Origin of the sequence: Nostoc sp. UHCC 0302, assembly GCF_038096175.1 — a bacterium.
GTDB lineage: Bacteria > Cyanobacteriota > Cyanobacteriia > Cyanobacteriales > Nostocaceae > UHCC-0302.
This window is the reverse complement of sequence record NZ_CP151099.1, coordinates 4,429,520-4,443,168: the sequence shown is the minus strand read 5'-3', so window position 1 is coordinate 4,443,168 and position 13,649 is coordinate 4,429,520. Positions and strand designations below refer to the sequence as shown.

Below are 13,649 nucleotides of genomic sequence, written 5' to 3'. Positions count from 1 at the left end.
TCTTAAACTTGGCGATCGCACTCTGAACAACTGTGTCAAAGATGTGGGTGATCGCACTTTTGGTGATGGGGTTGATGTGGGCGATGGCGTTCCGCCCAGCGTAGCTGATCGCCCTTGTTTATTTACGAAAGCCTTAAGTTGAAATTAACTTGCTAAAGTTGCCTTGTGTCAATAAGGGAAAGTACGCAAACTGGAATATGTAACAACTATTAAGCAAAGAAAAATGCTCATGAAGAAAGTAATTCTAGTTTGTTCTCTATTTACTGCTCAGATAATGTTTGCTCCAGCTTTTGCTGCTCCAGCAGGAAGCTACACTCAGACTTGCAACAATATTAAAACTCAAGTTTTTCCTGACAGGAGTTCCATTTTGACAGCAGATTGCCTAAATCTAGGTCGTAAACGAGTAAGTACAAAATTAGTAAATTATCATACTTGTAAACCGGGTACAATTTCTAATAAGAACGGGAGATTAGTTTGTCAGAGCCTCTTCTTCTAGCTAAGTAGGTAATGGCAAACTGAACGTGAGTGATCGCACCCCTAATATTCATATTCTTATAAATGCGATCGCACTTTTCGCAACTGTCTCAAATCAGCGATCGCACTTGTGGTGATGGGGTTGTGAGAGCGATCGCGTTAAAGAGGCAAGTGCTTCTCTAGTGAATGCTTTCATTGATGCGTATCCCCCATCTCCCTCAAAAAAATCACGCATTGATTTACATGAGCATAACTTGGTGGGAAAGTATTTAAGAATAAATACTTCGTTGGCTAAAAAACCGATGAATCAGGATTCGCATCTCAGAGTGCCTACCAATGCTTCCCGCACCCCAACACTAGAACGCAATACGTTGAAATTGCAGCACGCGATCGCCATGTCTATTGCCGCAATGTCTCCAGTCGGTTCCATCTTTATTAACACCATCCCTCAAGCTGGACTTGTCGGAGCAGCGATACCCTTGTGTTATGTTATTGGGTTTGGAATTGCTTTGCTAATTGCTAACCAAATCAGCTTGATGGCAGCCGAGTTTCCCACGAGCGGATCGCTGTATACTTTTGTCACTCAGGGATTGGGCGTGCGTTGGGGCTTTCTTGTGGGTTGGTTTAGTTTAATTTCCTCTGGCGTGACGATTCCGGTTGTCGTGCTGTTAATGAGCGCATCTCTTCAAGATTTATTTCTGCGTTGGTTTAGCGTACACCTAGACTGGACAATTTGGTATGGCATTTTTAGCGCGATTGTATTTGTAGTTTGTTACCGAGGCATTCGCTTCTCGCTACAGTTAGATTTTACACTCTTGATATTTGAAATCGGTGTTTGTTTATTACTCGCACTCATCGTGCTGGTGCAAGCGGGTAAAACTGGACAAATTGCGATCGCACCGTTCACGCTACAAAAACTACCTCCAAACAGCAATTTGGTTCTCGGTATAGTTTTATCAATCCTGAGTTTTGTTGGATTTGAATCAGCAACGACGCTGGGAGAAGAAGTGCAAAAGCCTCGGCAGACCATTCCCAGAGCCATGACGATCTCGCTTGTTTTCGTCGGTGCGTTTTATATACTGATGGCATATGTAGCGACAATTGGCTATGGCATTAGTCAGATGGCGAGCTTTGCCCAAGATACGATACCGTTTGATACGATCGCGCGTCGGGCTTGGGGCAATGGCTTGGCGTTAGTGATTGATTTTGCGGGTATTATGGCGGGCTATGCTTGTGCTGTTGCTTTTCTCAACGGAGCTGCTCGAATTGTGTATGCAATGAGCCGGGAGGCACTGTTTCCCGCTTGGTTCGCTCAGATTCATCCCACATACCGCACACCTGCGAATGCAATTTGGGGATTAAGCGGCATGTCGTTAGTTGTAGGGCTGGGTTTGGGAATGCTGTGGACACCGATCGCGACATATGGGTTTCTTGGAACCCTGTTGACGCTGGCTGTCTTGATCATTTACGGATTAGTCAGTCTTGCGTGTTGGCGATATTTTTCCATCCAACGCCGCACACGCCACTCCTTGCATCATCATGTGCTACCTTGGCTCTCGATAATCGTTATTCTGGGTATTTTAGTTGGCACAGTTTATCCCTCTCCACCAGCACCGCTTAGCTTAGCGCCTTACATCATCCTCGTTTGGCTGTTGCTTGGAATGATCGTGTTTTGGTTTCTCGACAAGAAGCATATTCAAAAGGCATAAAGGATGGTGAGCGATCGCCCACCATCTAAGAACCTACACCTTCCACCGCCCCCAAAGCCAAAAGCGCCGATCGCTGTGCTGCTGTTAACCCAGTCACTCCTCTGATGTTCATCCCTTCACAAAGGCGATCTACCTTCAGGGTTTTCATGCACTCACCTGTTTCCACATCCCAAAGCTTTATTACTTCATCTTGACTAGTATTAGCCAAGATATTACCAACAGAATTAAAGCAAACAAAGCATAATCCACTACTATGACGATGTAACACTTTGACACAGGTAAAATTATTTATATCCCATAAGCGAATTGTTTGGTCAAAACTAGCGGATGCCAAGGTGTAACCATCACGACTGAAACTGACTGACCATATACCAGCAGTATGTTCTTGCAACACATTTATGCAAGTAAAGTTAGTGATATCCCATAATCGAATTAAGCCATCAAAACTAGCACTTGCAAGCATTTTACCATCTGGACTAAAACTCACTGACCAGACTGCATCAGCGTGACCAGGCAAAGTTGTTATGGATTTACCTTCACGCACATCCCATAACTTAATTAAGTAATCCTCACCACCTGTAGCTAAAGTATTGCCATCTGGACTAAAGCTAACTGACCAGACTGCATCCGTGTGACCTTCTAATGTTTTTATACATTTACGCTCATTAATATCCCACAACTTCACGCTCGTGTCCTGACTAGCACTAACCAAGGTTTGACCATCAGGACTAAAGCTAACTGATGTTACTGCACTGCTATGACCGTTAATGGTTGTAATACAATGACCAGAGATTACATCCCATAGCTTAATGCTTTTGTCATCACTGCCACTCGCTAATATGGAACCATCTGGACTAAAGCTAATTGACCATACCCAACCTGTGTGACCTTGTAAAATTTTAGTACAGTACCCAGACGCAACATCCCATAGCTGAACTGAACCATCTAAACTACCTGTTGCCAATATACAATCATCAGGGTTAAAGCTGACCGAATTCGCCCCATTGGAATGACCCTGTAATGTTCTCACGTACACACCTTTATTTACATCCCATAAACGCACGCTGGAATCCCTACTAGCACTAACTAAGGTTTGACCATCTAAATTAAGCATGACTGAGTGTACTTCACTGGTATGCCCGCGTAGAATTTTTACACAAGTACCTTGCTTCACATTCCACAACCTCACAGTAGAGTCAAAACTACCCGTGGCTGAGGTTTGACCATCTGAACTAAAGCAAACTGACCATACCCAATCTTTATGACCGTGGAATATTTTGATGCAAGTACCTTTACACACATCCCATAACCGAGCCGAGTGGTCACTACTCCCACTGGCAAGAGTTTTACCATCTGGACTGAAGCAAACTGAGCATATCCTGCCAACATGGCCTTGCAAAGTTTTGATACATATACCTGTACTGATATCCCACAAGCGAATTTCGCAATCTAGACTACCACTTGCTAAAGTAGAACCATCAGGATTAAACGTCACTGAAAAGACTTCAGTACTATGACTACGCAACACTTTGAGACACTTACCTAAGCGAATATCCCACAATCTAATTGAAGCATCACTACTACCACTTGCTAAAATTTGACCATCTGGACTGAAGCTGACAGACCAAACAACATCTGTGTGTTCATCTAAAGTTTTTAAGCAATCTCCCGTTTGTACATCCCACAATTTGACTAATTTATCTAGACCACAACTTGCCAGAGTTTGCCCATCTGGACTAAAGGCGACTGTCCAAACTACGCCTTCATGCCCTTTAAATATCAACAAGTTTTTTCCATCCGCCACTTGCCATAAATGAATTTGTCCATTTATATCGCCTGTAGCCAGCAGTTTTCCATCTGGACTTAAGGCAACTGCATAATTACTCTTCAAGCTTGTAGCAAATACAGATTGATAAAAAGCAGTATTTTGAAAATTAACTCCAGCTAAATTGACACGCTGTAAGTCTGCTTGTCTAATGCTCAAATTTGATAAATCATACCCCTGTAAATTTACTTGCAAATGCGCTAACAAGTTGAGGACATTGCCCCCTGCATACCCACTTAATATTGCAGCTTGATGTCTTTGCTGCTCCAATACATCCTGCAATAAAATTACCAGCTTTTGTTGACTGCCCATTTCTAGCAACAATTGCTCAAGCAAGGGTTGCACAATTAATTGCTTTTGTGTTTCTCGGATGTAATCTTTGGCTGTTGCCTTAATCAAAGCATAGGTTTGGAATAAGCCTAAACGGACAGACTTTTCTTCTACTAATTCTTGACAAACTTGTTCAACCAATCGCTGTGTCGTATATTCCATCAGCACTGGTTGCAAAAAGAAATACTCGCCGCTTTTTTCAATTAATGACCGTTGCAATAGAGATTTAATTACTCGCGGTAATTGACGCTGGGAAGCAGATGTCACTATATCAGCAGCTAATTCGGCAAGGGTTACTGGCTCTCGATTAATTGCCAGCCAGTACATCACCTCTTCTTCTATCAACGACAAACGCTGGAACTGCCGTTCTAACAAGTCGCGGATGTCATCAAAAATGACTAGCCCCTGTTCTACATACTGCAAAACAGGGGCAATCTTACCGTTGAAAAGCTCTTGAGTTCCAGCTGCGACCATTTTTAGCGCGAGGGGATTACCGCCAAAATGCTTGATGAGTACTTGCCATTCTCGTTCTGTACCTGTGAATTGCCCTTTTTGCTGGAATAATTGTTGTCCCTCGGTAGGATTTAATCCCTTTAATGGCAGCGATTTTACTCCTGTTCTGTCTCCTTCCAGCGGTACCATTTCTCTGGGTTTTTCTCTAGAAGTGAACAGAACGCAACTTTTATGAGGTACTTCGCCAACGCGCTTGAATAATTGACCATATGCCTCATAGCCAAGACGACATTGCCCTACTTGACCACCAGAGAGAATTGTCTCAACATTGTCTAAAATCAGCAAACATCGGTTTGTTTGCAAACATTCCATCAACTTTGCTAGTTTGCTATCAAAGCTTTCGGGTATCACCATCTCCTTTCGCAACGCCCACAGCAAAAATTGCAGGATACTTGTTATTTGCTCCTCTACTGGCGGTGCATTTTGCAGGCTTCGCCACACCACTACCTCAAATTCAGCTTGAACTTGCAATCCCAACTTGACTGCTAAAGTGCTTTTGCCAATGCCACCAATTCCCAGCAGTCCAACTAAACGACACCGTTCTTCTAAGATCCAGTGTCGTAGTTGCGATAATTCTTCACTGCGACCATAAAACACAGATACATCTGGTGCTTCTTGCCAGTCATACTGTGGGTTTGCTTGTCGAGTTTTTAGTTCTTCTAAGGTCGAGGTAGGGCGGGTATAATCGCTTTGAGATAACTCCAAATTAAGGGCAGCAAAGGCAGACTGTAAGGAACTTTTATCTACAGGTTCCAAGCGTGCCAAAATTCTAGATATAGTGTGTAGAGCTAAACGGGTGCGATCGCTCAATTCTTCTAAAGAAAAGCTATCTCCAGCATTCTCATCAAATTCGGCTTGAGTTTTGGCAGCTTGAAATTTATCCCAGCCTTTTAGAGTAAGGATTACACCCCGCCTGCGTCTGCTTGATTGTTGTTTCATCAACGTCACCTAAAACTAAGTAGATGTATCTCCATAGAGGAAATTCTCAAAGGACAATAGAAGGAGATAGTTGTGGAACAGCACTTCAAGGTTGACTAATTAAATAAAATATGGAAAAATGCAACATATTTTATTTAACTTGATCGGCATCTCCAAAAAATGCCAATACTTCTCTAGAACTGGCTTTCAAAAAGCGATATTGCTCTGTGAAAAATTAGCCAATTTCAACGCTAAATCAGGGTTTTATACAGTTATTGTTGATAATAAGGCAAAACTAAGTATCTGTAAACGTAAATTTTATCCCTAGTCAAACCGAGCCATTTTATATTAGTCAAACTAATGTTACTATTGGAAATCTTACAAGTCAGCGTTTTGGTAGCGATCGCGTCTCTCAAATTTCGGATTTAGATAGATTAAAAGCAATTCAGCAGGAAATTAAAAGCGTTAATACTCTAGATAAATTGCGACAAATAATCGGAGTTATTCAGGCTCCCATCCCAGAATACCGCTTTAATCCCGCACGCCACAGCAGCCGATTCGCACCCAAAAACAGCAAAATCCAACCCACTATTGACAAAAACCCCCGTGCTATATCCACTGGTAGCCCTACCAAAAGGCTGGCAGGGAAATCAATCAAATAGGGAAAAGGGGTAAACAAAACTATCGTTCGCACAGATTCAGGAAACACATCTAAAGGTGCGATCGTACCCGATAAAAATAAGTAAAAAAGTAACCAAAAATTTTCTAAAGCGGTAGCTCGTTCTGTCCAAAAGGCGAACATGGCAATAGTGTACTGAATCACAAACCGCAAAATCAAAGCTAGCGATACCGCTAATATAAACAGCAACAATTTATTTAAACTCGGCAACCAAAAAGCGTGGGGATATAATAAAAAAAATAACAGAATTAGTAACAATACAAACGGTATGCGGGCAACTCTTTCAGAAAGATGAGACGCAACGTGATGCCATACCGGATCAAGAGGTTGTAGCAACTTAGGAGAAAGTTGGCCTTCCACTACTTCCCTTTCAAAATCCCAAATTACCCAAACAGCTGTGATTTGTCTGACAAGAAAAACCGTCAAAAAGTAACGAGCAAAATCTACAGGTGTTAAACCAAACCTTCCGCTTTGTGCAGCTTGTATCCAAACACCCATAAGGATAATTGGTAAAGATCCAGACAAAACCCATAAAATAAGTTCTGCCCGGTACTCAACCGTCTTAGCGTAGTATACTGACAGTAAAGTTAAAGCTTTTCTTATAATTCGCTTCATTTATTCACTTCGCGCTAAAATACTACCCACCTATTCAGTAATAACTATACAACTCCCGCCTGAAAAACTCGTCCAATTACTTCTTCTACAGGTGGTTCGGTTACAGTTAAATCCACTACATCCAAATCCGCTAAAAGCTGAGATACGGTGTGAGTAAGTGTCTCTCGCGATACCATAAAACGTACTGACCGACCTTCTAAGAGTTGCACATCACCATAAAACATAAGTTTGTCTTTCGGTAAAGGTTGGGCTAATTCGATATAAATTTCCCGATAAGGAGCAAATTGTTCCAACAATCCATCCAAGCTACCGTCATACATCAGCTTCCCTTGGTGAATTAACAGCACTCTTTGACACAAAGCTGTGATGTCAGCCATGTAATGACTTGTCAACAGCACTGTTGCTTGATAACGCTGATTGTATTCGCGCAAGAAATCACGCACCCCAACCTGAGCATTCACATCCAGCCCCAACGTTGGTTCATCAAGAAACAGTACATGAGGACGGTGCAGAAGTGCTGCCAACAGTTCTGCCTTCATCCGCTCACCCAAAGACAATTTCCGTACTGGTTGGGTAAGTTTGCTTTCTAAGGAAAGCATCTCTGTTAATTCTCCTACCCGCCGTTGAAACTCTTTCTCAGAGATATCGTAGACAGCAGCGTTAATTTTCAAAGAATCCAGTGCTGGCAAATCCCAAATTAACTGCTGTTTTTGCCCCATCACCAAAGTGATTTTTTGCAAAAATGCTTCATTGCGACGAAACGGAACCTGTCCAGCTACTCTGACTGTACCGCTAGAGGGATGAATTAGCCCTGTAAGCATTTTAAGTGTGGTAGTTTTACCAGCACCATTTGGCCCTAAAAATCCAACTACTTCTCCAGGTTCAATTTCAAAGGAAACATCTTGAACTGCGTTAATTGAGCGGTAGGTGCGCCGGAAAAAGTGACTAATTGTGCCTTTAATACCTGGTTCTTTAACCGCTACTGGATAAGATTTACTCAGCTTTTCAGCAATGATGATTGACATATTTTTTATATTAGAATCACAGACATACACTATATTGATTGAAAAGTTTTTAACTTCTGTTTTAAGTGCTTAACGCCAGTTCGTCCAAACAGGCAAATCCTTTGAGCAGTTTCTGCTGGGAAAAACTCCTTTATCTACGAGACGGCGAACGCAAAGCTTCTCGTAGGCGCTAGCCTCTCCCTTTGGGAGAAGATCCGACTGCCTCAACTTTCTGTAGATAAAGACACATAAATCGTGAGTGTTTATCTGCGGTTCTAAATCCTAAAGCAGTGATTTCGACCAGCGTCAGCTCTTATAATTACTCATATAGCAATCCAATTCTCCGCAGATTTGTGAAAATTACAAAGCTCAGATCCCCAACTTTTCTAAAAAGTCGGGGATCTTGTTGTTCACGAATGATTTAGGATTGCTATACTGGGTTTTACCGTAAACGTCCCGATCGCAAAGTACTAACAATTAACCACAACCCCAATAAACTAGCAACTGCAAATAGAACTGTGCTTAAAAAAGATAGCTCAGATGTTTGGGCTTTGGTAGAAATAATTGCTGCACCCATAATTAGCGAACCCACCAAAATGCTGTAAGACAGTCTATTAGCTGCATCATCCATTGTGCGCCGCACGCCATCCAAACCTCGTAGCGACAGATTCCATTGCAAGGTTTCTGAGGTAACTCGGTCTAACAAAAGTTCAATTTGGCGGGGAGATTGTAAAGAGAGACTTTTAATATCTAGAGCTGTACGTAATAGCGATCGCACAGGATTATCGCCTAATAACTGACGACGAAACAAGTCTGTGATTAATGGCTTGACTTCATCAAAAAAATTAAGCTCCGGGTTGAATGTCCGTGCTACCCCTTCTAAGTTAGCTAGGGTTTTGGCATACAAACCCATATTACTAGGCAGCCTAATTTTATTATTGCGAGCGACCTGCAAAATTTCATAAATTATCTGACTAAAATTTATGTCAGTCAAACTGACGTTATGATACTTTCGGAGCATCCGGTCATAATCGTTTTCTAACCGCGACAAAATTACTGGCTGACCAGAATCAGCTAACTGCAAAGTTAACTGAGCGCATCTTCCTGCATCTAAATCTACGATCGCCAACAACATTTCTGTTAATATCTGCTGTGTGCGAGGATCAAGCCGTCCCACCATACCACAGTCTAAAAGCGCAACACGACCATCTTTGAGATAAAACAAGTTTCCCGGATGGGGATCAGCATGAAAAAATCCATCTATATATAATTGCTGGAAAAATGCTCGAAACAGCAAAGTCGTTATTTCTTTGCGCTTTTCGGTGGGGTCTTTACCATTGGCATCGTTGTCTAAATCCGCCGCTAGGAATGGCACACCATCTAGCCACTCCATTACGAGTAATTTTTCGGTCGTCAAATCCCAGTTAATTTCTGCAACCACTAATTGGGTAGGATCAAACCAGCGACTGCGAGATAAGTTACGCCGCAATTGGTCTGTAAAACCCGCTTCCCGTTTAAAATCTAACTCAGCTTCTAGGGCTTTAGTAAACTCTTCAGCGATAGATTTGATTTCGTAGGTTTGCCCAAAATCGGTACGTGCCACTAAATCAGCAATACCTTGAATTAAAGCAATATCTTGAGCAATAGTAGTATCAATTCCCGGACGTTGCACTTTGAGGGCAACTTCTCGACCGTCTATTAATGTGGCTCGATGTGTCTGAGCAATTGATCCCGCAGCTACTGGGACAGGATTAATAGTACTGAAGGTTTCTGATAAGGGGCGTTTTAACTGTTTACGGATAATTACTTCGATCTCTGACCAGGGAACCGGGGGTACTTCATCTTGCAAAGTTGACAGTTCTTCAATGTAAGCTGCGTTAAGTAAATCTGGACGGGTAGAGAGCAGCTGACCAAGTTTTACATAGACTGGCCCCAAATCCACCAGAATATTTTTTAAAACCGCAGGTGGAGGTAGCTGAGGTTCGTCAGCTTTGCCACCAGTGAGTAACCTTCGCATATAGTCCCAGCCATTGCGAAGGAAGACTTCAAGGATTTCTCTTTGACGAGGAACAGTTTGGGTGAGGAACATTTTGGGGAGTGGGGAGTGGGGAGTGGGAAATAGGGAGCGGGAAGTGGGGAGCGGGGAGTGGGGAGTAAGGAGTAGGGAGTGGGAAAGTAATAGTTGTTCACTTGCTCCCTGCTCCCCTGCCCCCTGCCTCTCCTTGATCCCCTTTTCGACATTCAAGTTATAATAAGAAAATCAACTTTTAAGCCTCTGCCAAGGGTTTTAACTTTGATCTACAGCAGGTCAGTAAATCGAGAATCATTTTGGAGGGTTTTGAGGATCTGCTTAATTTCCTGGGTACGTTCTTTTTTGACAATAAGGGTAACATTGCGATCGCGCACAATCACCACATCCTCTAAACCAATTGTAACAACTACATCTTCAGGATTTGAGGCATAAACAATAGACCCCTGCGTATCCAACCCCACATGGGTAGCAAGTTCTATATTTGGAGTCCCTTCTTTCTTAAGTAAGCGTTCGATCGCATTCCAGTCTCCTAAATCATCCCAACCAAATGCCACTGGCAATACATATGCTAGACTTGTTTTTTCCATGAGTGCATAGTCTATACTCTTCTTAGGCAACTGGGGATAGATATCAGGCCCCTGTTGTTCCAAAGGTTCGATAATTTCTGGAGCATGGGTATGTAGTTCCTTGAGAACAATCCCAGCTCGGAAAACGAACATTCCACTATTCCAGCTAAAACGCCCCGTAGATAAAAAAGTTTCTGCTGTTTCACGGCTGGGCTTTTCAGTAAAGCGGTTAACGTGATAAGCTGGCAACTCATTAAAGCTACCTATTTTTTCACCTTGCTCAATGTAGCCGTAACCGGTTGATGGAAAAGTAGGCTTAATTCCCAGCGTAACGATCGCTGCTGTGCTTGCCGCCAGTTGTGTAGCTGCATTTAATGTATCTGCGAACGCCTTTTGGTCAGCAATCCAGTGGTCAGCAGGGAAAAAGCCGATAACAGCGTCTTCTCCATAACGCTGTTTAATTTTTAAACTTGTCCAAGCAACCGCTGCGGCAGTGTCCCTTCCTTCTGACTCAATCAGTAAATTCTCAAGTGGTAGATCAGGTAATTGTTGTCTTACCCCTTCAGCTATCTGACTAGAAGTAATCACCCACAAGGAATCCCACCCTCCGGCAAGTTCAATCAATCGATCGGCGGTTGCTTGTAGTAGGCTTCTAGAGCTACCATCAAGACTTAAAAATTGCTTGGGTCGGTCTCGACGACTTAAAGGCCAAAAACGTTCACCTTTACCACCAGCAAGGATTACGGGGAACAATAAAGTATTCATGTTGTCATACACATCTACTGAAGAACATTACAAGTTTACAGTGAGCTTTTCCACTGGCAATATTTGTAGCTTGCATTAACATACTTTTAGGGAGTGGTCGTGTGGGGAAATAATTGTGATTAAACAAGTCAAATGGTCGGAAAATCCGGTTACATCTCAGCAAGTAGCAGGCTTGGAAAATGAGGTGAGACCGCAACAAATTCAACGGACGGAAAATCAGGAAACGGCTGAGCTAGTAACAGACTCAGAGGCGGAGGTGACAGCAGACGAGCCAGGATATACAAACCGAAGTGTCGTCGAATCTGTGGGCGCGATTCCTAACCAGCTTTATGAGAGGCTGGGCTTGACCATGCCTCGATGGCTATTGTGGATATTAACAATTGTTATAGGAATCATTTTATCTGGGCTACTGGTCTCGACTTTAGCGTTGTGGACTCCGTTGTGGAGCAATCTAGATCAAACAGATGAAGATTTAGGAATTGCTGGTAAAGATGAGCAAAAAATGCCACTACCTGGGGAGTTATGGAGCAAACTCTCTCAGTACCAGCTATCAAGACCAATGAATATTTTAATTATGGGGATTGAGCCAGTCAGGGGTACTGTTGATGGCTCACCAGAAAGTTTTGCTGGTAAAAGCGACACTATGCTGCTGGCACGGCTCAACCCCGGTGAAAAATCTGTACGGGTGCTTTCAATTCCTAGAGATACGATGATCGCGATCCCAGAAAAGGGAGAAAAGGGATTAACTAAGGTATCTGATGCTAATGCCCGTGGCGGGCCTGTTTTGGCCGCGCGGGTAGTCAGCCGTACCTTAAATAATGCCCCCATTGACCGCTATATCCGCATCTCTACCAGTGGCTTACGGCAGTTAGTTGATCAGTTAGGTGGTGTAGAGGTCTTTGTTCCGAAATCAATGGAATATAAAGACAGCACTAATCGACAGTCAATTAACTTAGTCAGCGGTTGGCAAACCCTCAACGGCGAACAGGCAGAACAATTTGCGCGGTTCCGCGAACCAGGACTGGGGGATCTGCCGAGAGTGCAGCGGCAGCAAGCACTCGTGGCGGCGTTGCTGCGACGCCTAAATAGTCCCACTGTTTTACCGAGGTTGCCCCAATTAACCCGCCTAATGCGAAAATACTTCGACACCAACCTGAAAATGGAAGAAATGATGGCGTTGGTGAACTTTGGGATCAACCTGGATCGAGATAACTTCCAAATGACCGTGTTGCCTGGTACATTCAGCCGTTTTAGCCAAGACCCCAATAGCTATTGGCTGAACATGACTGGACAACAAAGCTTGTTGAATGATTATGTTGGGGTCAATGTACCCGGTCTTAAGCAAGATTTGCGACCAGTTCCTAACCTCAAAATTGCTATTCAAAATGCTTCTAATCAACCTCAGCTAACTGAAAAAGTTATTACCTATCTCAAACGCAAAGGCTTTAAAAATGTTTATGCGGTGTCTGATTGGCCTGATACCCAACGCCAAACTCAGATTATTGTTGAGAAAGGAAATAGACAACCAGGAGTTGACTTGAAAAAAGTTTTAGGCTTGGGTCAAATAGAAGTTTCAGCAACGGGAGATTTGGAATCTGACCTGACAATTCGGATTGGTAAAGATTGGAAATAGTCATTAGTCATTAGTCATTAGTCAAATGACAAAGGACAAATGACTAATGACAAATAATAAAGTTATGAAAAAGATTTTACTGCGATTGTTCAGTTGCATTGTAATTTTAATTCTAGCTGGCTTGTGGATAGTACTTAATCCCCAGCCAGCTTTTGCTCAAATAAACACAATTAACTACAGCAATATCAATTTAGAAAACCGTGATTTTTCTAATGCTGATTTGGTAGGCGGGACTTTTGTTGCTGCGGAAATGCGGGGTACAAATTTCCAAAGAGCAAATTTAACAAATGCAATTTTGACTAAGGGAGTTTTATTAAAAGCAAATTTAGAAGGTGCGAACCTTACAGGTGCTTTAGTTGATCGCGTGACTTTAGATGGTGCTAACCTCAAAAATGCAATTCTTAAAGAAGCAACTTTGACACGTAGCCGTTTTTATGACGCTGAAATTACAGGTGCTGATTTTACAGACGCCTTGATTGACCGTTATCAAATGTCGTTGCTCTGTGAAAGAGCAGATGGAATAAATCCCGTGACTGGTGTTTCTACACGGGATAGTTTGGGGTGTCGCTAGTCAAAACTTTAGGAA

Annotated in this window: 8 protein-coding genes; 3 read left to right on the top strand and 5 right to left on the bottom strand. The window is 42.7% G+C overall.

The annotated features are described in order from the left end of the window. The first annotated feature begins 776 nt into the window (after positions 1-776). A complete protein-coding gene (locus WKK05_RS19230; RefSeq protein ID WP_341524708.1) occupies positions 777-2,183 on the top strand; it encodes an APC family permease in 1,407 nt (468 codons plus the stop codon). A gap of 25 nt (positions 2,184-2,208) precedes the next feature. Here WKK05_RS19230 and WKK05_RS19225 read toward each other — a convergent pair whose 3' ends face one another. The 5 genes from WKK05_RS19225 to WKK05_RS19205 all read right to left on the bottom strand — a co-directional run bounded on the left by WKK05_RS19225 (position 2,209) and on the right by WKK05_RS19205 (position 11,430). Further along, complete coding sequence (locus WKK05_RS19225; protein WP_341524707.1) at positions 2,209-5,790, bottom strand: NB-ARC domain-containing protein; 3,582 nt, start codon at positions 5,788-5,790, stop codon at positions 2,209-2,211. Positions 5,791-6,274: 484 nt separating this feature from the next. Next, complete coding sequence (locus WKK05_RS19220) at positions 6,275-7,063, bottom strand: ABC-2 family transporter protein (protein WP_341524706.1); 789 nt, start codon at positions 7,061-7,063, stop codon at positions 6,275-6,277. Between the two features lie 44 nt (positions 7,064-7,107). Continuing rightward, entirely contained in the window at positions 7,108-8,088 is a 981-nt protein-coding gene (locus tag WKK05_RS19215; RefSeq protein ID WP_341524705.1) for an ATP-binding cassette domain-containing protein, read from the bottom strand. A gap of 421 nt (positions 8,089-8,509) precedes the next feature. Beyond that, positions 8,510-10,156, bottom strand: a complete 1,647-nt coding sequence (locus WKK05_RS19210; RefSeq protein WP_341524704.1) for an AarF/ABC1/UbiB kinase family protein — start codon at positions 10,154-10,156, stop codon at positions 8,510-8,512. 209 nt (positions 10,157-10,365) lie between these two features. After that, positions 10,366-11,430, bottom strand: a complete 1,065-nt coding sequence (locus WKK05_RS19205; RefSeq protein WP_341524703.1) for a mannose-1-phosphate guanylyltransferase — start codon at positions 11,428-11,430, stop codon at positions 10,366-10,368. Positions 11,431-11,545: 115 nt separating this feature from the next. On the opposite strand from WKK05_RS19205, the gene WKK05_RS19200 reads away from it, so the two are divergent. Both WKK05_RS19200 and WKK05_RS19195 read left to right on the top strand, forming a co-directional pair. Continuing rightward, complete coding sequence (locus tag WKK05_RS19200; RefSeq protein ID WP_341524702.1) at positions 11,546-13,063, top strand: LCP family protein; 1,518 nt, start codon at positions 11,546-11,548, stop codon at positions 13,061-13,063. A 64-nt stretch (positions 13,064-13,127) separates the two neighbouring features. Continuing rightward, positions 13,128-13,634, top strand: a complete 507-nt coding sequence (locus tag WKK05_RS19195) for a pentapeptide repeat-containing protein (RefSeq protein ID WP_341531124.1) — start codon at positions 13,128-13,130, stop codon at positions 13,632-13,634. The last annotated feature ends 15 nt before the right edge of the window (positions 13,635-13,649 follow it).

Bases quoted from the DNA above. Each gene is read 5' to 3' on its own strand.
- WKK05_RS19230 (WP_341524708.1), top strand. From the start codon at position 777: ATGAATCAGGATTCGCATCTCAGAGTGCCTACCAATGCTTCCCGCACC.
- WKK05_RS19225 (WP_341524707.1), bottom strand. From the start codon at position 5,790: ATGAAACAACAATCAAGCAGACGCAGGCGGGGTGTAATCCTTACTCTA.
- WKK05_RS19220 (WP_341524706.1), bottom strand. From the start codon at position 7,063: ATGAAGCGAATTATAAGAAAAGCTTTAACTTTACTGTCAGTATACTAC.
- WKK05_RS19215 (WP_341524705.1), bottom strand. From the start codon at position 8,088: ATGTCAATCATCATTGCTGAAAAGCTGAGTAAATCTTATCCAGTAGCG.
- WKK05_RS19210 (WP_341524704.1), bottom strand. From the start codon at position 10,156: ATGTTCCTCACCCAAACTGTTCCTCGTCAAAGAGAAATCCTTGAAGTC.
- WKK05_RS19205 (WP_341524703.1), bottom strand. From the start codon at position 11,430: ATGAATACTTTATTGTTCCCCGTAATCCTTGCTGGTGGTAAAGGTGAA.
- WKK05_RS19195 (WP_341531124.1), top strand. From the start codon at position 13,128: ATGAAAAAGATTTTACTGCGATTGTTCAGTTGCATTGTAATTTTAATT.